18 protein-coding genes are annotated in these 19015 nt (G+C 70.8%); 8 read left to right on the plus strand and 10 right to left on the minus strand.

The window, feature by feature from the left end; translation table 11 throughout:
• The first annotated feature begins 246 nt into the window (after positions 1-246).
• The 3 genes from AB0B29_RS23445 to AB0B29_RS23455 all read left to right on the plus strand — a co-directional run bounded on the left by AB0B29_RS23445 (position 247) and on the right by AB0B29_RS23455 (position 2869).
• Positions 247-1338: a sterol desaturase family protein gene (locus AB0B29_RS23445; RefSeq protein ID WP_362242954.1), complete on the plus strand. Its 1092-nt coding sequence runs from the start codon at positions 247-249 to the stop codon at positions 1336-1338.
• Positions 1335-2051, plus strand: coding sequence for a lysoplasmalogenase (locus AB0B29_RS23450; protein WP_362242957.1), 717 nt, complete (start codon positions 1335-1337; stop codon positions 2049-2051). The genes AB0B29_RS23445 and AB0B29_RS23450 overlap by 4 nt, the downstream gene beginning before the upstream one ends.
• A 92-nt stretch (positions 2052-2143) precedes the next feature.
• Entirely contained in the window at positions 2144-2869 is a 726-nt protein-coding gene (locus AB0B29_RS23455; RefSeq protein WP_362242960.1) for a dienelactone hydrolase family protein, read from the plus strand.
• A 20-nt stretch (positions 2870-2889) separates the two neighbouring features.
• Here AB0B29_RS23455 and AB0B29_RS23460 read toward each other — a convergent pair whose 3' ends face one another.
• The 5 genes from AB0B29_RS23460 to AB0B29_RS23480 all read right to left on the minus strand — a co-directional run bounded on the left by AB0B29_RS23460 (position 2890) and on the right by AB0B29_RS23480 (position 8920).
• Positions 2890-3762 carry a universal stress protein gene (locus tag AB0B29_RS23460; protein WP_362242963.1) on the minus strand — a complete coding sequence of 291 codons (873 nt, stop codon included), beginning with the start codon at positions 3760-3762 and terminating at the stop codon, positions 2890-2892.
• Positions 3763-4038: 276 nt separating this feature from the next.
• Positions 4039-5058: a CopD family protein gene (locus AB0B29_RS23465; RefSeq protein ID WP_362243088.1), complete on the minus strand. Its 1020-nt coding sequence runs from the start codon at positions 5056-5058 to the stop codon at positions 4039-4041.
• A 143-nt stretch (positions 5059-5201) separates the two neighbouring features.
• Entirely contained in the window at positions 5202-5732 is a 531-nt protein-coding gene (locus tag AB0B29_RS23470; protein WP_362242966.1) for a hypothetical protein, read from the minus strand.
• A gap of 76 nt (positions 5733-5808) precedes the next feature.
• Positions 5809-7329 (minus strand): S8 family serine peptidase, encoded by a 1521-nt coding sequence (locus AB0B29_RS23475; RefSeq protein ID WP_362242968.1) that lies wholly within the window; start codon positions 7327-7329, stop codon positions 5809-5811.
• 61 nt (positions 7330-7390) lie between these two features.
• The gene (locus AB0B29_RS23480; protein ID WP_362242971.1) at positions 7391-8920 is read right to left on the minus strand and encodes a S8 family serine peptidase; all 1530 of its coding nucleotides are present in this window, start codon (positions 8918-8920) and stop codon (positions 7391-7393) included.
• Positions 8921-9171: 251 nt separating this feature from the next.
• Here AB0B29_RS23480 and AB0B29_RS23485 point away from each other — a divergent pair, with 251 nt between their 5' ends.
• The 3 genes from AB0B29_RS23485 (at position 9172) to moaA (ending at position 12313) form a co-directional block, all read left to right on the plus strand.
• On the plus strand, positions 9172-9528 hold the full coding sequence (locus tag AB0B29_RS23485) for a DUF485 domain-containing protein (protein ID WP_362242973.1): 357 nt from the start codon (positions 9172-9174) through the stop codon (positions 9526-9528).
• On the plus strand, positions 9525-11150 hold the full coding sequence (locus tag AB0B29_RS23490) for a solute symporter family protein (RefSeq protein ID WP_362242976.1): 1626 nt from the start codon (positions 9525-9527) through the stop codon (positions 11148-11150). Before AB0B29_RS23485 ends, AB0B29_RS23490 begins: the two co-directional genes overlap by 4 nt.
• A gap of 173 nt (positions 11151-11323) precedes the next feature.
• The gene (gene moaA / locus AB0B29_RS23495) at positions 11324-12313 is read left to right on the plus strand and encodes a GTP 3',8-cyclase MoaA (RefSeq protein WP_362242978.1); all 990 of its coding nucleotides are present in this window, start codon (positions 11324-11326) and stop codon (positions 12311-12313) included.
• Here the strand turns inward: moaA and AB0B29_RS23500 are convergent.
• Both AB0B29_RS23500 and AB0B29_RS23505 read right to left on the minus strand, forming a co-directional pair.
• The gene (locus AB0B29_RS23500; RefSeq protein ID WP_362242980.1) at positions 12310-12525 is read right to left on the minus strand and encodes a hypothetical protein; all 216 of its coding nucleotides are present in this window, start codon (positions 12523-12525) and stop codon (positions 12310-12312) included. The genes moaA and AB0B29_RS23500 overlap by 4 nt on opposite strands.
• A gap of 238 nt (positions 12526-12763) precedes the next feature.
• Entirely contained in the window at positions 12764-13159 is a 396-nt protein-coding gene (locus AB0B29_RS23505; protein ID WP_362242983.1) for a DUF3099 domain-containing protein, read from the minus strand.
• Positions 13160-13404: 245 nt separating this feature from the next.
• Between AB0B29_RS23505 and AB0B29_RS23510 the strand changes: the two genes are divergently transcribed.
• The gene (locus tag AB0B29_RS23510) at positions 13405-13680 is read left to right on the plus strand and encodes a GlsB/YeaQ/YmgE family stress response membrane protein (RefSeq protein ID WP_362242985.1); all 276 of its coding nucleotides are present in this window, start codon (positions 13405-13407) and stop codon (positions 13678-13680) included.
• 100 nt (positions 13681-13780) lie between these two features.
• Here the strand turns inward: AB0B29_RS23510 and tyrS are convergent, their stop codons facing one another.
• From tyrS to AB0B29_RS23525, 3 genes are read right to left on the minus strand one after another with little or no spacing between them, the layout of a single operon-like run.
• On the minus strand, positions 13781-15049 hold the full coding sequence (gene tyrS / locus AB0B29_RS23515; protein WP_362242988.1) for a tyrosine--tRNA ligase: 1269 nt from the start codon (positions 15047-15049) through the stop codon (positions 13781-13783).
• A gap of 56 nt (positions 15050-15105) precedes the next feature.
• Complete coding sequence (locus AB0B29_RS23520; protein WP_362242991.1) at positions 15106-16500, minus strand: metallopeptidase TldD-related protein; 1395 nt, start codon at positions 16498-16500, stop codon at positions 15106-15108.
• Complete coding sequence (locus AB0B29_RS23525) at positions 16497-18020, minus strand: TldD/PmbA family protein (protein ID WP_362242994.1); 1524 nt, start codon at positions 18018-18020, stop codon at positions 16497-16499. The genes AB0B29_RS23520 and AB0B29_RS23525 overlap by 4 nt, the downstream gene beginning before the upstream one ends.
• Positions 18021-18291: 271 nt before the next feature.
• Here AB0B29_RS23525 and fabG point away from each other — a divergent pair, with 271 nt between their 5' ends.
• Entirely contained in the window at positions 18292-19011 is a 720-nt protein-coding gene (gene fabG / locus AB0B29_RS23530; RefSeq protein ID WP_362242997.1) for a 3-oxoacyl-[acyl-carrier-protein] reductase, read from the plus strand.
• The last annotated feature ends 4 nt before the right edge of the window (positions 19012-19015 follow it).

Raw genomic sequence — 19015 nt, forward strand, 5'->3', positions numbered from 1 at the left:
GCCGTCCGTCAGGTGTGCCGGCCGGCCTCTTCCGACATCCCCTCAGGCGTGTTGTCCGGTCTGTCCGTTCGAGGGGCGTACGTCTGATCGGTCCTCAGTCGACCAGCCGGACGTCTCCTCGTCCGATGTCTGAATTCGCCCCGTACCGGATTGGCGGAGATCGCCAAGAAGCAAGCGCGTACCGTCGGTAATACTTGTGGGTAACAACGTCTGGCCGGGGCGGGACTCCGGTCCTACGGTGCTTGCATGCCGAACCTGCCCGATGTCGTGCTGTGGTCCATCCCCGCCTTCGTGCTGCTCACCGTGGTCGAAATGGTGAGTTACCGCCTCCATCCCGACGAGGACGCGGAGGGCTACGAGGCGAAGGACGCCGCTACGAGTGTGGGCATGGGGCTCGGCAGTCTCGCCTTCGACTTCGTGTGGAAGATCCCGATTCTGGCGATCTACACGGCCCTGTACGAACTCACGCCGCTGCGCGTTCCCGTGCTCTGGTGGACCGTCCCGCTGATGCTGCTCGGGCAGGACTTCTTCTACTACTGGTCCCACCGCGGCCACCACGTCATCCGCATCCTGTGGGCCTGTCACGTCGTCCACCACTCCAGCCGGAAGTTCAACCTCACCACCGCGCTGCGCCAGCCCTGGACATCCCTGACCGTGTGGCCGTTCTACGTCCCCCTCATCGCCGTCGGCGTCCACCCCGCCGCGCTCGCGTTCTGCTCCTCGGCGAACCTCGTCTACCAGTTCTGGATCCACACCGAGCGCATCGACAAGATGCCCCGCTGGTTCGAGTTCGTCTTCAACACCCCCTCCCACCACCGCGTCCACCACGCCTCCCAGGGCGGCTACCTGGACCGTAACTTCGGCGGCATCCTCATCGTCTGGGACCGGTTGTTCGGGTCGTTCGTCGCGGAGACCGAGCGGCCCCGGTACGGGCTGACGAAGAACATCACGACGTACAACCTGCTCAAGGTCGCCACGCACGAGTACGTGGCCATCGCCAAGGACCTGCGAGCGGCACGCAGTTGGCGCGAGCGCGCCGGGCGCGTGTTCCGCGGACCGGGCTGGGGACCGGGACCGGGACCGGCGGCCCCCGCACCGGCTCCGTCCCCGAGCCCCGCACCAGCTTCGTCCCAGGCCGCCGTGACCACGTCGGTGCCTGAGAGCACGTCGATCTCCACAAGTGGGCCGGTTACCGAGAGGCCGCCGGTCGCCGGGAGCGGGCTGGTTTCCGAGAGCGCCCCGGCCCCCGAGGCCCTGCCCCTCGCCGAGGCAGCGCCGGTCGCCGACGTCGCCCCCGGTGCCGGGACCGCCCCGGCCGGGCAGGGCACGCCGGCGTGACCCCCTCGCGCCTTCTCCTGGCCGCCTTCGGCCTCGCCTGCGCCGTCGACCTCGTGTGCCTCGCCACCGGCGCCGACGCCGGGCACACCGTCGCCAAGCCCCTGCTGATGCCGCTGCTGGCCCTGTGGGCCGCCCTGCGCAAGGCGCCCCGACCGCTCCTGGCCGCCCTGCTGTTCGGCTGGGGCGGTGACGTCCTGCTGCTGTCGGACGCCGAGCCGGCCTTCCTCGCGGGCATGGCCTCCTTCGCGGCGGGCCACGTCTGCTACCTCGTGCTCTTCACGACGTACGGCAGCCGGGGCGCCGTCCCACGCGCGCGTGCGGGCGTCCTGGCCCTCGGCTACGCCGCCGCCCTCGTGACGACCGTGGCGCTGCTCTGGCCGGACCTGCCCGCGGACCTGCGCATTCCGGTCACCGGCTACAGCCTCCTGCTCACCGCCATGGCGTACCGGTCCGGCATCCGGCTGGGTCTCTTCGCGGGGCTCGGCGGGGCACTGTTCCTGCTGTCCGACACGCTCATCGCGACCGGTGTGGCCGAGTGGCCGCAGCTGCCCGCGCCGGACTTCTGGATCATGCTGACGTACCTCGCCGCGCAGACCCTGCTGACGGTCGGCACGCTCGGGGCGCTCGACGCACGCAGGGCACCGGCCGCCACGTACGGCGAGATGCGCGCCGCCGTGCGCTCACGGCGTTCTCCCCGACCTTCGAGCAGCTGACGGGGTGGTTCCGGAAGACGCCGGAGCCTTGCCTTCTGCCGGCGGCAGAACACCGGCCCGACCGGGCTCGGCGATCACTACAGTCCAGGCCCATGACGACCGTTACCACGCGCACGATCGCATACGCGGCCGACGGCCTGACGATGATCGGGCATCTCGCGCTCCCGGCCGGTGCCGGCCGCCGGCCGGGAGTCCTGGTCGGGCCCGAGGGGGTGGGGCTCAGCGACGTCGAGCGCCGCCGGGCCGATGCGCTCGCCGAGCTGGGATACGCGGCCCTGGCCTTCGACCTCCATGGCGGGCGCTATCTGGGCGACCCCGAGGAGATGCTCGCCCGTTGCATGCCGCTGCTCGCCGACCCCGACCGGATGCGAGGCATCGGCCACGCGGCGCTCGACGTGCTCCGCGCCGAGCCGCGGACCGACCCGGACCGGATCGCCGCCGTCGGCTACGGCACCGGGGGCGCGATCGCGCTGGAACTCGGGCGCGACGGCGTCGGCCTGCGCGCGATCGCGACCGTCAACGGACTGACCACGGGCCGACCAGGCGAGACGGCGCGCATTCACTGCCCGGTGTGGGCCGGGGTCGGGTCGGAGGACCCGATCATGCCTCCCGCGCAACGGGACGCATTCACTGCCGAGATGCAGGCTGCGGGCGTCGACTGGCGCCTCGTCGTCTACGGCGGCGCCTTGCACGCCTTCCATCACCCACCGGTCGACCACACCGTGCGTCCCGGGGTCGGCTTTCACCCCCGGCACGCGCAGCGAGCCTGGCGGGACGTCGTCGACCTGCTCGCCGAGTGCCTGCCCCTCACGGAGTGATCCGACCGGCAACCACGGACTCAGGTATGGGGGACGACAGCCACGGGGCAGCGTCCGTGGTGGAGGACGGCGTGGGCGACGTGGCTCAGCAGCGGCCCCGTGTGCGTGTGCCGGTGCACGCGCCGGCCGACGACCAGCAGCCCGGCGTCCGCGGTGGCCTGCACGACGGCCTTGGCGGGGCTCGTGAGACGGACACTGTCGGACACGTCCACCCCCGGGTACTTCTCCTGCCAGGGGCGCAGCGCCTTGCCCAGTTCCTTCCGGCCGTTCCTCGTGATCTCCTCGGTGGCGTCGTGGTCCACACCCCAGGGGGTGCGCGCGTGCAGCGGCACGCTGCGGCCGAGGACGGCCAGCAGGGGAACGCCCCGCGCGGCGGCGGTGTGGAAGGCGAAGTCGAGCAATTCGTCGCTGGACCCGCGCGGTTCCACCGCCACGACCACGCGGCTCGCGGTTGCCGGAGGCGGGTGCTCCTCTCCCGGGGCCGTGCGGACCACGACGACGGGCCGCTCGGCGCGTGCCACGACCGGGAGGCTGACGTCGCCCAGGAAGTAGCTCGAGAAGGTCTCCAGCCTCCGCGAGCCGAGCACGAGCATCTCGGAGTCCGATGCCGCCCGCAGCAGGGCCTCTCCGGCGTCCTCGGCGACCAGGCTGCCCACGACCGACAGGCCCGGATGGCGTGTCTGCAGCTCCGACTGCGCGGTGTGGACCAGACGCTTCGCCCAGTAGTTCTGGTCGACTTCCGAGGGCCCGCGGGCCGGTTCAGGCACCAGCATCGGCCACGCGTGCAGCAGCCGCAGGGTGAGCTTGCGCTTCTCGGCCTCGTCGGCGGCCCAGCGCGCGGCGGTGAGGCTCTCTGGTGAGCCGTCGAGGCCCACGGTGACGACGGGTTGCATGGCGGCGGCCTCCGTCTCGTACGAAGCGGGACATGACGGTGCACGAGTCCGGGGGCGAGCCGTCCGGACGTCGCCGGCGGGCCGAGCGTGGTGCGTGTCTCTCCTTCGAGAACTACACCAATCCCCTGCGGCGCGCATGTGGACCTAGAGAGCACACGACACGCGAGGAGACACGGGAGGAGACCCGACGACGCTTCCGGGCCGGAACAGCCGGGGTACAGGAAATCCGGTGAGAACGATCATGGCCGCGCAGCAGGCGCGATCGGGGCGTCGGCGTCACCAGCGGATCGGCACGGGAAGCGCCGTCAGGACCCCGGACACCGCGACCGCCAGGCCCAGGGCGGCGACCTCCGCCCGGGCCGGCGCGTACGCGGTCAGCGGGTCGGCAGCCCGGCGCAGCCGTCGCCGGGCCCACACCGCGAGGGCGGCGACGACCGCCACGAGCAGCACCTTGGCGAGCAGCGTGCGCCCGTACGCCGTCCCGGTCAGCTGCTCCAGGATCGTCTCCGGCGGCATCCGGCGCAGTGAACTGCACACGCCCGTCGCGGTGAGGGCGGCGAGCAGGACGACCGCCACGCGCGCGTAGAGGCCCAGCAGCGCCGCGCCCGCCACCGCGTCGGGCCGGCCGCGTCGGGGCCGCAGGACGCGCAGCACGTGCAGCAGGCCGCCCGCCCACAGCGCCGCGCAGGTCAGGTGAACCAGCGTCAGCGCGGCGCCGGTCAGCGGGGTGTGCTCGGTCGTGGGGTGGGCGCGCAGCGCCTCGGCGACGACCACGGCGGCGAGCGGCCAGGCCTGTGTGACCGGTCGGCGCGACGCGGCGCAGAGCCCCGCCAGCAAGAAGGCGTTGACCTCCAGCAGGGCGAGCTTGCCGTCCCGGGAGGCGTAAAGACCCCCGACGTCGATGTCCGTCCCCTCGCCCGGCACGAGATTTCCGGTGGCCACGACCGCGGCGAGCCCGAGGGCGGCCAGGAAACCGGCGCCGGCCGCGAGCGGGGCCCAACTGCGGGGCAGCACCGGGGGAGTCCCGTCCGGGAGGGGCAGCGAGCGCGCCAGCCGGTTCACGAACAGTTCGCCGACGGGTATGCACAACGCCGCGAACAGCACCGTGCGCAGCAGCGCGATGCCACCGGCGCCGGGCGCTTCGGCCTCCCCGGTGCCGTGCAGCGCGGCCGACGGGCCGAGCAGCGGGATCAGCGCGGCCAGTGCGACCAGCGCCAGGACGGCGGCGGCCCGGCCCGCGCCGGTACGCCGCACGCGTTCCTGCCGGCCGGCCGGCGCGGGCGGGGGTGGTGTCAGGGTCACCCCAGGATCTTCACCAACCTTCACACGGCCGGGCAAGTCGGCACAGAGGCCTCAAGCGGCCGTCGATGCCGCCGGGCAGGTCGGCACAGAGGCCTCAAGCGGCCGTCGATGCCGCCGGGCAGGTCGGCACAGAGGCCTCAAGAAGGCTTCGGTGCGGCCGACCACCACAGCCGCACCCTCTTGTACTCGTCCGTCGGCCGCAGCTCCCACCCCTGCGCGAGGGCGACCTCGGCGACGTACCAGCCGCCGACCCCCCGGTAGGTCCGCAGGGGTATCGCACACTCCACGGGCGGCTTCGGCTTCTTCGGCACGACCGGGGCCGAGGCCCGGGCGGTCCACTTCGCCACGGCCTTGTCCACCCGCGCCCTGTAGTACGCGACGTCGCCCTCGTGACGCAGCTCGGGCCAGGACACGCACCAGGAGGCCAGGCTCCCGATGCGGTCGAGGGTCCAGCTCATGGCTTTGAGGTAGCCGCGTTCGAGGGTGTTGCTGAACGCCGTGACGACCTCCGCGAACATGCCGACGACGAGGAACACGGCCATGACCGCCGCCCACAGCACACACACCACCGGGAACCACACCACACTTCCGGCGAACCGCAGGGCCAACTGCCACTGAGGCCGCACGGGCCGGGCCGCCCAGGTCGCCGGATTCTCGTACACGTCCATGACAAGGAATCCTGCCGCAGGCGTGGAGCGGGCCGGACGGGTGCCCCCGCCCGGCCCGATCACCTTCACACGAGCTCTACTTGGTCACCGCGTCCAGCGCGTCCGCGATGCCCCAGCCGTAGAAGCCGTTCCGGTTCTTCGAGCCCTCGCACACCGCGTCGACCTTTCCGTCGGCGTCGATGTCGTACGGGTCCGTGCACGCCGTGGCGTCGGCCTCCGCGTACAGCAGGGCCTTCACCAGGGCCGGAGAGGCGTGCGGGTGCGTCGACTTGATGAGCGCGGCGACGCCTGCGACATGCGGGGACGCCATCGACGTACCGGCCATGTAGCCCCACTTGCCGCCGGGCAGTGTGCCCAGGATGAGGCCGCTCGTGGCCGGCGCCTCCGGCTTCTGGTAGCTGGTCGAGTCACCGCCCGGGGCGGCTATGTCTATGGTGCCCAGGCCGTAGTTGGAGAACGACGACTTGATGCCCTTGGCGCCCGTCGAGGCGACCGTGACGACACCCGGCAGCTGGGTCGGGATGTCGAGGCACTTCGAGGGGTCGACGACCCGGTCGCCCGGTGTGCTGTCGTTCGGGGACGACGGGTCGGTGATCTCGTCGGAGGCGAGGTCGTAGTTCTCGTTGCCGGCCGCGGCGACGTTGACCGCGCCCTTCTTCTCCGCGTACCGCGAGGCCCGGGTGACGGCGTCCACCAGCGCCCGCTGGTCCGGGTCGTTCTTGCAGTTGAAGTACCAGGGGTCCGTGTAATAGCTGTTGTTCGTCACGTCGACCCCGTGCTCGGCGGCCCACACGAAGCCGCAGACCACGGCCTCCGTGTAGAAGAAGCCGTCCGGGTTGGACACCTTGATGCCGGAGACCTTCACCCCGGGCGCGACACCGGTCATGCCGACGCCGTTCTTGGCGGCGGCGATCTCACCGGCGACGTGGGTGCCGTGCGGGCTCTCCTCGGCGCTCGGCCGCCAGGCCCCGTCGGCCGTGTCCGGCTTGCCCGACACGCAGTTGACCGACGCCTTGCGGTCGAAGTTGGGCGCTATGTCCGGGTGGGTGTCGTCCACGCCGGTGTCGATCACGGCGACCGTGACCTTCTTGCTGCCCAGCGTCTTCTGGTGCGCCTTGTCCGCCTTGATGGCGGGCAGGTCCCACTGCTGGGGCTGCAGCGGGTCCTGCCCGGCCGGGGCGTCGGCCGCGGCGACCTCGGCCGCGCTCAGCACCTTCGGCGCGCCCAGGTCACCCGTCGACGCCGAGGGCAGCGGCGCGGTGCGGGTGGCCCCCGCCGACTGCACGCCGCGCACCGTACGGATCGTCTTGGCGAAGTCGGCGTTCGAGGAGTGGACGACGATGACGCCGATCTGGTCGTACGACGTCACGATCGTGCCGCCCGCCTTGGCGACGGCCGTCTTCACGTGCGCCGAAGTGCCGTGCCCCGGCTTGACGTTGACGACGTAGCTGAGCGGGGTCGCCGCGGCCGCGGTGGGGGCCGGGGCGTCCTCGGTGGCCGAGGCAGCGGTGTTCGGCAGGAACGCGAGGGCCGTGGCAACGGCCATCCCGGCCGGGATCGCGGCGGCGCGACGGTAGCGCGCGTACGGCGCAGTCATGCTGTCTCCAGTTCGTTCACGGTACGAGCTGATCGTGCGAAGGTCTCGATGGCGGGCCGGGTCACTTGACCGCGCGCAGCGCGTTGACGATGCCGTGGCCGTAGAAGCCGTTGACGCGCTCGCCGCCCTTGCAGACCGCGTCCTGCGTTCCGTCGCCGTCCTGGTCGTAGGAGGCGGGGCAGGCGGTCTTGTCGGCCTGGGCCTTCAGCAGTGCCTGCAGCTGGGCCGGAGATGCCGAGGGGTGCTTGGACTTCAGCAGCGCGGCGACGCCCGAGGCGTGCGGCGAGGCCATCGAGGTGCCCTGCAGGAAGCCCCACGTGCCGCCCGGCAGGGTGGAGAGGATGCGGCCGTTCTTCGAGGGCGTGTCGGGTATCTGGTAGCGCCCGTCGCCACCCGGCGCCGCGACGTCGACGACACCCTTGCCGTACGTCGAGAAGTACGACTTGACGTTGTCGACGCCCGTCGAGCTCACCGTGACGACACCCGGCAGCTGGTTCGGCACGTCGAAGCACTCGTGCGGGTCGATGGTGCGCTCGACCGGGGTGGAGTCGTCCGGGCTGGAGTCGTCGACGATCGCGTCCGAGTCCAGGTCGTGGTTGGAGTTGCCCGCCGCGGCGACGTTCAGCGTGCCCTTCCTCTGGGCGTACAGCTGCGCCCGGTTGACCGCGTCGACGATGGCCCGCTGGTCCGGGTCGTCCATGCAGTTGTACAGCCACGGGTCGACGTAGTAGCTGTTGTTCGTGATCTCGACGCCGTGGTCGGCGGCGAACACGAACGCGCACACGACGCTCTCCGGGTAGAAGAGGCCGTTCGCCCGGTCGGTCACGTTGATACTGGACACCTTCACGCCGGGAGCGACGCCCGCGACGCCGACGCCGTTGCGGGCGGCGGCTATCTCACCCGCGACGTGCGTGCCGTGGTAGTCGTCGGCGGTGTACGGCCGCCAGGCGCCCTCACTGGTGTCGGGCTTGCCGCCCGCGCAGTTGGCGGACTGGGACGCGGAGAAGTTCGGGGCTATGTCGGGGTGGGTGTCGTCCACGCCGGTGTCGATCACGGCGACGGTCACCTTGCGGCTGCCCGGGTTGATCCGCGCGGCCTTGTCGGCGCCGATCGCACGCAGGTCCCACTGGTCCGCTTCGAGGGGCTCGCTCTCGGGCGTCGTCGCCGAGGCGGCCTCGGTGCGCTTGGCCTGGGCGGCCGTCAGGTACTCGACGGCACCCTCCTCCTTCGTCCCCGCGGGCGCCAGCGGCGTGGTCTGCGTCGCGCCGGCGGACTGCACCCCGCGGGCCTTGCGGATCGTCTTGGCGAAGTCGGGGTTCGAGGAGTGGACGACGAGCACGCCGATCCGCTCGTAGGCGGCCACGACCGAGCCGTCGGCCTTCCCGATCGCCTTCCTCACCGAGGCGACCGTGTGGCGGTCCACCTTGGTGTTGACGACGTACGCCAGCTTCGGCCCGTCCGCCGTCCGGACGGCCGACTCCGCCTGCGGGGCCGCCGACGCGGCGGCGGGCAGGAAGCCCAGCGAGGCGGTCAGGGACAGCACGACGGGCACGGCGAGAGCGAGCCGGCGTCTGGAACGCAAGTGAGACATGGGGTCTCCACATCCTCCGGAAACGAAACCGGCCCGAGACACAGGTGGTGCCTGGGCAGGTACATGACGTGGTGCAGGGTGAAGCTATCCCGGCCTCTCGCTGGCCAGCAACGTTTTGTCGAAACGACTTCGGAAACAACGCCGGGCGTTTGAACCGGTTCTCACGCGCCGCCGTGACGTTGAACAAGGAGCGCGAGGACACGCGCCTCCGCCCACGTTCACAACCGCTGCCGTCCTTGCGAGGAGACTTCGTGGCCACCGACGCACCGCCCCCCTCGAAAGAGCAACACAAGCTCCCCTCACCAGAGGAGTTCTCCGAGGTGCACGAGAGCGCGGAGTTCGGTGAACTGCGCCGCTCCTACCGCTCCTTCGCCTTCCCGCTGACCGTCGGCTTCATCGCCTGGTACCTGCTGTACGTCCTGCTCTCGAACTACGCGGGCGGCTTCATGGGCACCAAGCTCTTCGGCAACATCAACGTCGCCTTCGTCCTCGGCGTCGCCCAGTTCGTCACCACGTTCCTCATCGCCTGGTGGTACTCGCGGCACGCCGCCGCGAAGCTCGACCCCAAGGCCGAGGCCATCAAGACCCGGATGGAGAGCGGCGCATGAGCCCCGTACAGCAGACCTTCCTCGCCGCGAACGAGGCCAGCGAGCACCGCCCGCTGATCATCACCCTGTTCGCGCTGTTCGTCCTCGCGACCCTCGGCATCACCATCTGGGCGGGCCGCCAGACCAAGGACGCCGCCGACTTCTACGCCGGCGGACGCCAGTTCAGCGCCTTCCAGAACGGACTCGCCGTCTCCGGCGACTACATGTCCGCCGCGTCGTTCCTCGGCATCGCGGGCGCGATCGCCATCTTCGGCTACGACGGCTTCCTCTACTCCATCGGCTTCCTGGTCGCCTGGCTGGTCGCCCTGCTCCTGGTCGCCGAGCCCCTGCGGAACTCGGGCCGCTACACCATGGGCGACGTCCTCGCGTACCGCATGCGCCAGCGCCCGGTCCGCACCGCCGCCGGCACCTCCACGATCGTGGTGTCGATCTTCTACCTGCTCGCGCAGATGGCCGGTGCGGGCGTCCTCGTCTCGCTGCTGCTCGGCATCACCTCCGACGCCGGCAAGATCCTCATCGTCGCCCTGGTCGGTCTCCTGATGATCGTCTACGTCTCGATCGGCGGCATGAAGGGCACCACCTGGGTGCAGATGGTCAAGGCCGTGCTGCTCATCGGCGGCACCATCCTGATCACCTTCCTGGTGCTGCTGAAGTTCAACTTCAACATCTCCGACCTGCTCGGCACGGCCGCCGAGAACAGCGGCAAGGGCGCCGCCTTCCTGGAGCCCGGCCTCCAGTACGGCGCGACCGGCACCTCCAAGCTGGACTTCATCTCCCTGGGCATCGCCCTGGTCCTGGGTACCGCCGGCCTGCCGCACATCCTGATCCGCTTCTACACGGTGCCCGACGCCAAGGCCGCCCGTAAGTCCGTGAACTGGGCGATCGGCATCATCGGCGGCTTCTACCTGATGACGATCGCGCTCGGCTTCGGCGCCGCCGCACTCATCTCGCAGGAGGAGATCATCGCCTCCAACCCGTCCGGCAACACGGCGGCGCCCCTGCTCGCCCTGCACCTGGGCGGTGTCGACTCGACGTGGGGCGCGATCCTGCTCGCCACGATTTCGGCCGTCGCCTTCGCGACGATCCTCGCCGTCGTCGCCGGCCTCACCCTCGCCTCGTCGTCGTCCTTCGCGCACGACATCTACGCCAACGTCATCCGCAAGGGGAAGGCCTCCGGCGCCGAGGAGGTCCGCGCGGCCCGCTGGGCGACCGTCTTCATCGGCGTCGTCTCCATCGGCCTGGGCGCCCTGGCCCGCGACCTGAACGTGGCCGGCCTCGTCGCCCTCGCCTTCGCGGTCGCCGCTTCCGCCAACCTCCCGACGATCCTCTACAGCCTGTTCTGGAAGCGCTTCACCACCCAGGGCGCGCTCTGGTCGATCTACGGCGGTCTGATCGTCGCCGTCGGCCTCGTGCTGTTCTCGCCCGTCGTCTCCGGCGACCCCAAGGCGATGTTCCCCGAGGTCGACTTCGCCTGGTTCCCGCTGAAGAACCCGGGCATCATCTCCATCCCCTTCGGCTTCCTCATGGGCTGGCTCGGCACGGTCCTGTCCAAGGAGGAGCCCGACGCCAAGAAGTACGCGGAGCTGGAGGTCCGGTCCCTGACCGGCACCGGAGCCCACTGAGCACCACCCCACCCGCGCGGCCGCGTCGTAGGAACCTCCAGGTCCCCGCGGCCCGGCCGCGCCGTGCGTCGTGGGGATCGGGCCTGTGGCGTTGTCGGTGCGGTCACGTAGGCTCGCAGGTAGTCGGAGAAGCAGTGCCGCACGCATGATCCGCGACGAGGGAGGGGGCCCACGTGCTCATCGACACCTACGGCCGGGTGGCCACCGACCTGAGGGTCTCACTGACCGACAGGTGCAACCTGCGCTGTACGTACTGCATGCCCGAGGAGGGCCTGCAGTGGCTGGCCAAGCCCGACCTGCTCACCGACGACGAGATCGTCCGCCTGATCGACATCGCGGTCACGTCCCTCGGGATCGAGGAGGTCCGCTTCACCGGTGGTGAGCCCCTGCTGCGCCCCGGCCTGGTCGGCATCGTCAAGCGCGTGGCGGCCCTCGAATCCCGCCCCCAGATGTCCCTCACGACCAACGGCATCGGCCTCAAGCGCACCGCCGCCGCCCTGAAGGAGGCGGGCCTGGACCGGGTCAACGTCTCCCTCGACACGCTCCGCCCGGACGTCTTCAAGACCCTCACCCGCCGCGACCGCCACAAGGACGTCATCGAGGGCCTGTACGCCGCCCGCGACGCGGGCCTGACCCCGGTCAAGGTCAACTCGGTCCTGATGCCGGGGCTCAACGACGACGAGGCCCCCGAGCTGCTGGCCTGGGCCGTGGAGCACGACTACGAACTGCGCTTCATCGAGCAGATGCCCCTCGACGCGCAGCACGGCTGGAAGCGCGACGGCATGATCACGGCCGGCGACATCCTGGCCTCCCTGCGCACCCGCTTCGAGCTGACCGCCGAGGGCGAGGAGAAGCGCGGCTCCGCCCCCGCGGAGCGCTGGCTCGTCGACGGCGGCCCGCATGTGGTCGGCGTCATCGCCTCCGTCACGCGCCCCTTCTGCTCGGCGTGCGACCGCACCCGCCTCACCGCCGACGGACAGGTCCGCACCTGCCTGTTCGCCCAGGAGGAGACAGACCTGCGCGCCGCGCTGCGCTCCGGCGCCCCGGACGAGGAGATCGCCCGCATCTGGCGCCTGGCGATGTGGGGCAAGAAGGCGGGAGCGGGTCTGGACGACCCGACGTTCGTACAGCCGGACCGGCCGATGTCGGCGATCGGCGGCTAGAGCTCCCGCGCTTCCCATTCCTTCAGAAGAACCACGTCCTTCAAGAACCCCCGCACCCCGAGGAACTGCGACAGATGCTCGCGATGCTCCTCACAGGCCAGCCACGTCTTGCGCCGCTCCGGCGTATGGATCTTCGGGTTGTTCCACGCCAGCACCCACACGGCGTCGACACGGCAGCCCTTCGCGGAACAGATGGGCGTCTCGTCACTCACAGGTTCGTCTCACCACAGCACACAGAAAAGGCGACGCCGAGCAGCCACGGGGGGAGCTGCCCGGCGTCGGTCCGTCGCTCCGACGGGGGATGCGGAGCGCGTACGAAGTATGTCACGGGTAACCCCGACCCCGGCACTGGAACAACATGATTGATCTGAGCTTTTCTTGAGCTTGGCGGGAAGCTGACTTCCCTTCCCGCCCTCCCGCGATCTCCCGCCGAACGGCGCCGAGGCACGCCTACCGCTCGTGCGATCCGCTCCCCGCGCTCGCCCCCGGCCCGGACACCGCATCTTCCGCAACCGATTCCCCCGACCCGTCACCCGCACCCGGCGGGCCGATCATCGGATGCGACCGCGACACCACGAACGTCGACGGCAGAGACGGCGCATTCTCACGCCCGGCGTTGGCGATCACCACCGCGATGTACGGCAGCACCAGCCCCAGCACCAACGCCACGATGGCGACGTGCCGTTCGACGTTCCACAGGGTGGCCGCGAGAATCACGGAGATCGTGCGGACCGTCATCGAGATCACGTACCGGCGCTGCCGCCCGCGCACGTCCTCCTGCAGCCCTGTCCGGGCGCCGGTGATCCGGAAAACCTGGACGTTGCCGCCGCCATGCCGCTTCCGCATCGCATTCCACCATCCGCCCGTATCGGACTCTCACCCGCCCCGTGGCCGTTCCCCGGCCGGCCGGGGAACCTGACCGGGACAGCTCTTACGTTACGCCGCGGCTGGGCCCGCCACGAGAGCGGGTCGCGCAGCGCGGGACGAACGGCCTGCGCCGTCCCGCGTACGGCCCGCGTCGGCATGCGGCGTACGGCAGCTGGGCCGACACTGGCCGTAGTGCTCACGTCGAGCCGCACGAGGAGGCAGCGATGGGCTGGTTGTGGGCGATCATCGTGGGACTGGTACTCGGCCTGCTCGCGAAGGCGATCATTCCGGGCAAGCAACATCTTCCCCTGTGGCTGACCGTCATCTTGGGCATGATCGGCGGCATCGCCGGCAACGCCATCGCCCGGGCGGCCGGTGTCGACGCCACTTCGGGAATCGACTGGTGGCGGCACGTCTTCCAGCTGGTGATGGCGATCATCCTCGTCGGCCTGGGCGACCGGGCCTGGACGGCGGCCAGAGGAGACCGGAGCAGGGCATAACGCGGCGCACGGCGAGGAGACCGGAGCAGGGCACAACGGGGCGCACGGCGAAGGGGGCGGCCTTCCGAAAACGGAGACCGCCCCCTTCGCCGTCGCGCTCTCAGCCGCCCGTGACCTCGACCGCGGCCAGGTTCTTCTTGCCCCGGCGCAGCACCAGCCAGCGGCCGTGCAGCAGGTCTTCCTTGGCGGGGACGGCGTCCTCGCCGGCGACCTTGACGTTGTTCACGTAGGCACCGCCCTCCTTGACCGTGCGGCGCGCGGCCGACTTGCTGGCCACCAGGCCGACCTCGGCGAAGAGGTCGACGGCCGGGCCGAGCTCGGCGACCTGGATGTGCGGCACCTCGGAGAGGGCTGCGGCCAGTGTCCGCTCGTCGAGCTCCGCCAGCTCGCCCTGACCGAAGAGCGCCTTCGACGCGGCGATCACGGCGGCCGTCTGGTCGTCGCCGTGCACCAGAGTCGTCAGCTCCTCGGCGAGGGCACGCTGCGCGGCCCGGGCCTGCGGACGCTCCTCGGTCTGCCGCTCCAGCTCCTCCAGCTCCTCGCGGGAGCGGAAGGACAGGATGCGCATGTACTTCGAGATGTCCCGGTCGTCCACGTTCAGCCAGAACTGGTAGAACGCGTACGGCGTCGTCATCTCCGGGTCGAGCCAGACGGCGCCGCCCTCGGTCTTGCCGAACTTGGTGCCGTCCGCCTTGGTCATCAGCGGCGTCGCCATCGCGTGCGCGGTCGCGTCGGGCTCCAGGCGGTGGATCAGGTCCAGGCCCGCGGTGAGGTTGCCCCACTGGTCGCTGCCGCCCTGCTGGAGCGTGCAGCCGTAGCGCCGGTAGAGCTGGAGGAAGTCCATGCCCTGCAGCAGCTGGTAGCTGAACTCCGTGTAGCTGATGCCCTCGGAGGACTCCAGGCGCCGGGCCACGGATTCCTTCGTCAGCATCTTGTTGACGCGGAAGTGCTTGCCGATGTCGCGGAGGAACTCGATCGCGGAGAGGTTCTCCGTCCAGTCGAGGTTGTTGACCATGACGGCCGCGTTCTCGCCCTCGAAGTCCAGGAACGGCTCGATCTGGCCGCGCAACTTGGCGACCCAGCCGCGGACCGTCTCCGGGTCGTTCAGCGTGCGCTCCGCGGTCGGGCGCGGGTCGCCGATCAGGCCCGTGGCACCGCCGACCAGCGCCAGCGGCCGGTGACCGGCCTGCTGGAGCCGGCGCACGGTGAGCACCTGCACCAGGTGCCCCACGTGCAGCGACGGCGCCGTCGGGTCGAAGCCGCAATAGAACGTGACGGGACCGTCCGCGAGCGCCTTGCGCAAAGCGTCCTCGTCGGTGGACAGGGCGAACAGCCCGCGCCACTTCAGCTCGTCGACGATGTCCGTCACGGTTCTCGTGTCTCCTCGATGATCTTCGGGCAGTCGGGTGACAGCCGCCTACGAGGTTATACGCCCTGACTGACAGAGCTCATATTGAAATCCGGGACCCGCAGCGCGGGCATGGCCGCCCTGGTGAACCAGTCGCTCCACTCCCTGGGCAGCGTCTTCTCGGTCCGCCCGGCCTCCGTGGCCCGGCCCAGCACCCCCACCGGCGACTCGTTGAACCGGAAGTTGTTCACCTCGCCCGTCACCTCGCCGTTCTCGACGAGGTAGACGCCGTCCCGGGTCAGGCCCGTCAGCAGCAGCGTGGCCGGGTCGACCTCGCGGATGTACCACAGGCAGGTCAGCAGCAACCCGCGCCCGGTGTTCGCGACCATCTCCTCCAGGGACTGGTCCTCGCCCCCGTCGAGGACGATGTTGTCGATCCCCGGCGCCACCGGCAGGCCGGTCAGGCCCGCGCTGTGCCGGCTCGTCGTCAGGTGCCGCAGCTCGCCCTCGCGCATCCACTCGGTGGGGGCGAGCGGCAGCCCGTTGTCGAACACCGACTGGTCGCCCCCGGAGGAGTGCGCGATCACGAAGGGCGCCGACTCCAGGCCCGGCTCGTTCGGGTCGCTGCGCAGGGTCAGCGGCAGGTCGGTCAGCCTCTCACCGACCCGGGTGCCGCCGCCCGGCTTGGAGAACACCGTGCGGCCCTCGACGGCGTCCCGGCCGGACGCCGACCACATCTGGTAGATCAGCAGATCCGCCACGGCCGTCGGCGGCAGGAGCGTCTCGTAGCGCCCGGCGGGCAGTTCCACGCGCCGTTCGGCCCACCCGAGGCGCACGGCCAGCTCCGCGTCCAGGGCCGCCGGGTCGACGTCCTTGAAGTCCCGCGTGGAGCGGCCGGCCCACGCCGACCGGGTCCGGTCCGGCGACTTGGCGTTGAGCTCCAGCGTCCCGTTCGGCTGGTCGTGCCGCAGCCGCAGCCCCGTCGACGTGCCGACGTACGACGACACCAGCTCGTGGTTGGCGAAGCCGTAGAGCTCGCGGCCACCCGCCCTCGCGCGGGCGAAGGCCTCGCCGAGCGCGGGAGCGAAGTCGGCGAACACGGCGGAGGAGGTCTCGACGGGTGCCTCCGTGAACTCCGGTGCCTGCGTCACGCCCGTGACCAGCGGCTGGGCGTCCTCGGCGGGCCCGGCGCCGCGCGCGGCGGCCTCGGCGGCCCGCACCAGGGGCTCCAGCTCGTCGGGTGTCACGGCGGACCGTGACACCACCCCGGAGGCGGTGCCCTCCTTGCCGTCGACGGTCGCGACGACGGTGAGCGTGCGCCCGCGCGTGACGCCGTTCGTGGTCAGCGCGTTGCCCGCCCAGCGCAGGTTGGCGGTGGACTGCTCGTCGGCGATGACGACACAGCCGTCCGCCCGGGACAGTTCGAGGGCCCGCTCGACCACTTCGTGCGGCTTGCTGGTGAGAGGACTCATCGACCGGCCTCCTGAGTCGTGTTCAAGATGTTGACGCCCTTGAAGAGGGCCGAGGGGCAGCCGTGCGAGACGGCGGCGACCTGGCCCGGCTGGGCCTTGCCGCAGTTGAAGGCGCCGCCGAGCACGTAGGTCTGCGGTCCGCCCACCGCGGACATCGACCCCCAGAAGTCGGTGGTCGTCGCCTGGTAGGCGACATCGCGCAGCTGCCCGGCGAGCCGCCCGTTCTCGATGCGGTAGAAGCGCTGCCCGGTGAACTGGAAGTTGTACCGCTGCATGTCGATCGACCAGGACCGGTCACCGACGACATAGATGCCGCGCTCCACGCCCCCGATCAGATCCTCGGTCGACATCCCCGCCGGGTCCGGTCGCAGCGACACGTTGGCCATGCGCTGGACCGGCACGTGTCCGGGGGAGTCGGCGTAGGCGCAGCCGTTGGACCGCTCGAAGCCGGTCAGCTTCGCGATCCGCCGGTCCAGCTGGTAGCCCACGAGTGTGCCGTCCTTGACCAGGTCCCAGGACTGGCCCGCGACGCCCTCGTCGTCGTACCCGATGGTGGCCAGGCCGTGCTCGGCGGTGCGGTCGCCGGTGACGTTCATCAGCTCGGAGCCGTAGCGCAGCTTGCCCAGCTGGTCGAACGTGGCGAAGGAGGTGCCGGCGTAGGCGGCCTCGTAGCCGAGCGCACGGTCGAGCTCGGTGGCGTGCCCGATCGACTCGTGGATGGTCAGCCACAGGTTGGACGGGTCGACGACCAGGTCGTACAGGCCGGGGCGCACGCTCGGCGCGCGCATCTTCTCGGCGAGCAGCTCCGGGATCCGCTCCAGCTCGCCTTCCCAGTCCCAGCCGGTGCCCGTCAGGTATTCCCAGCCGCGTCCCACCGGCGGCGCGAGGGTGCGCATGGAGTCGAACTCGCCGCTCGACTCGTCCACCGACACCGCGTTGAACACCGGGTGCAGCCGCACCCGCTGCTGCGTGGTCACCGTCCCGGCGGTGTCGGCGTAGAACTTGTTCTCGTGGACCGTCAGCAGTGAGGAGTCCACATGGTCGACCCCGTCGGCCGCCAGCAGCCGCGCGCTCCACTCCGCGATCAGCCCGGCCTTCTCCTCGTCGGGCACGGAGAAGGGGTCGATCTCGTACGACGAGATCCACGTCTTGTCCGCGTGTACCGGCTCGGCGGCCAGCTCCACCCGCTCGTCCGACCCCGCCGCCTTGATCACCTGGGCGGACAGCTTGGCCATCGCCACCGCCTGCCCGGCGACCCTGGCGGCCGCGTCCAGGGTGAGGTCGACGCCGGACGCGAAGCCCCACGTACCGCCGTGCACCACCCGCACCGCATAGCCGAGGTCGGTGGTGTCCGACGACCCGGCGGGTCTGGCGTCCCGGAACCGCCAGGAGGCGCCCCGCACCCGCTCGAACCGGAAGTCCGCGTGCTCGGCGCCCAGCGCACGCGCGCGTGCGAGGGCGGCGTCGGCCAGAGGGCGTAGGGGGAGGGCCGTGAAGGCCTCGTCGATGGTATGAGGCACCGCCGTCTCTTTCTGTCGAGGTGACCGTGGTTGCCGTGCGTCGTGACTGCTCCGATCATGTCGCCCATCCACCGCGCGGGCCACGACTTTCCCGAGCCGGGTTCGCGGCTTTCTGTAGGGACCCGACAGGTAGTCCCCTACGCCACTGTCGGTGCCCGATTGTCCGCGGGCCTGCCGGGACCGATAGGTTTTCGAGGAAGCCGCCTGTCATCACCGCCTGTCGTCCAGGCGCCCGGGCGGGTATCCAGACCGCTATCGAAAGGGTGATCCGTTGAGCCGCTCGGTTCTCGTCACCGGAGGCAACCGGGGCATCGGCCTCGCCATCGCCCGCGCTTTCGCCGATGCCGGCGACAAGGTCGCCATCACGTACCGCTCGGGTGAGCCGCCGGCCGCCCTCACGGACTTGGGCTGCCTGGCCGTCAAGTGCGACATCACCGACGCGGAGCAGGTGGAGCAGGCCTACAAGGAGATCGAGGAGGCGCACGGCCCCGTCGAGGTCCTCATCGCCAACGCCGGCGTCACCAAGGACCAGCTCCTGATGCGCATGTCCGAGGAGGACTTCACCTCGGTCATCGACACGAACCTCACCGGCACCTTCCGCGTCGTCAAGCGCGCCAACCGCGGCATGCTGCGCGCCAAGAAGGGCCGCGTCGTCCTGATCTCCTCGGTGGTCGGGCTGCTGGGCTCGGCCGGCCAGGCGAACTACGCCGCGTCCAAGGCCGCCCTGGTCGGCTTCGCGCGCTCCCTCGCCCGCGAGCTGGGCTCGCGCAACATCACCTTCAACGTCGTCGCGCCGGGCTTCGTCGACACCGACATGACCAAGGCGCTCACCGACGAGCAGCGGTCGAACATCGTGTCGCAGGTGCCGCTGGGACGGTACGCGCACCCGGAGGAGATCGCCGCAGCGGTGCGGTTCCTCGCCTCGGACGACGCCTCGTACATCACTGGAGCCGTCATCCCCGTTGACGGCGGACTGGGAATGGGTCACTGATCAC

The organism is Streptomyces tibetensis (genome assembly GCF_040647715.1).
GTDB lineage: Bacteria > Actinomycetota > Actinomycetes > Streptomycetales > Streptomycetaceae > Streptomyces > Streptomyces tibetensis_A.

Excerpts from the sequence above, each read along its gene's own strand:
- AB0B29_RS23460 (WP_362242963.1), bottom strand. The coding sequence starts at position 3,762 with ATGCAACCCGTCGTCACCGTGGGCCTCGACGGCTCACCAGAGAGCCTC.
- AB0B29_RS23505 (WP_362242983.1), bottom strand. The coding sequence starts at position 13,159 with ATGCGGAAGCGGCATGGCGGCGGCAACGTCCAGGTTTTCCGGATCACC.
- AB0B29_RS23490 (WP_362242976.1), top strand. The coding sequence starts at position 9,525 with ATGAGCCCCGTACAGCAGACCTTCCTCGCCGCGAACGAGGCCAGCGAG.
- AB0B29_RS23480 (WP_362242971.1), bottom strand. The coding sequence starts at position 8,920 with ATGTCTCACTTGCGTTCCAGACGCCGGCTCGCTCTCGCCGTGCCCGTC.
- AB0B29_RS23455 (WP_362242960.1), top strand. The coding sequence starts at position 2,144 with ATGACGACCGTTACCACGCGCACGATCGCATACGCGGCCGACGGCCTG.
- AB0B29_RS23445 (WP_362242954.1), top strand. The coding sequence starts at position 247 with ATGCCGAACCTGCCCGATGTCGTGCTGTGGTCCATCCCCGCCTTCGTG.
- AB0B29_RS23520 (WP_362242991.1), bottom strand. The coding sequence starts at position 16,500 with ATGAGTCCTCTCACCAGCAAGCCGCACGAAGTGGTCGAGCGGGCCCTC.
- AB0B29_RS23510 (WP_362242985.1), top strand. The coding sequence starts at position 13,405 with ATGGGCTGGTTGTGGGCGATCATCGTGGGACTGGTACTCGGCCTGCTC.
- AB0B29_RS23470 (WP_362242966.1), bottom strand. The coding sequence starts at position 5,732 with ATGGACGTGTACGAGAATCCGGCGACCTGGGCGGCCCGGCCCGTGCGG.
- AB0B29_RS23475 (WP_362242968.1), bottom strand. The coding sequence starts at position 7,329 with ATGACTGCGCCGTACGCGCGCTACCGTCGCGCCGCCGCGATCCCGGCC.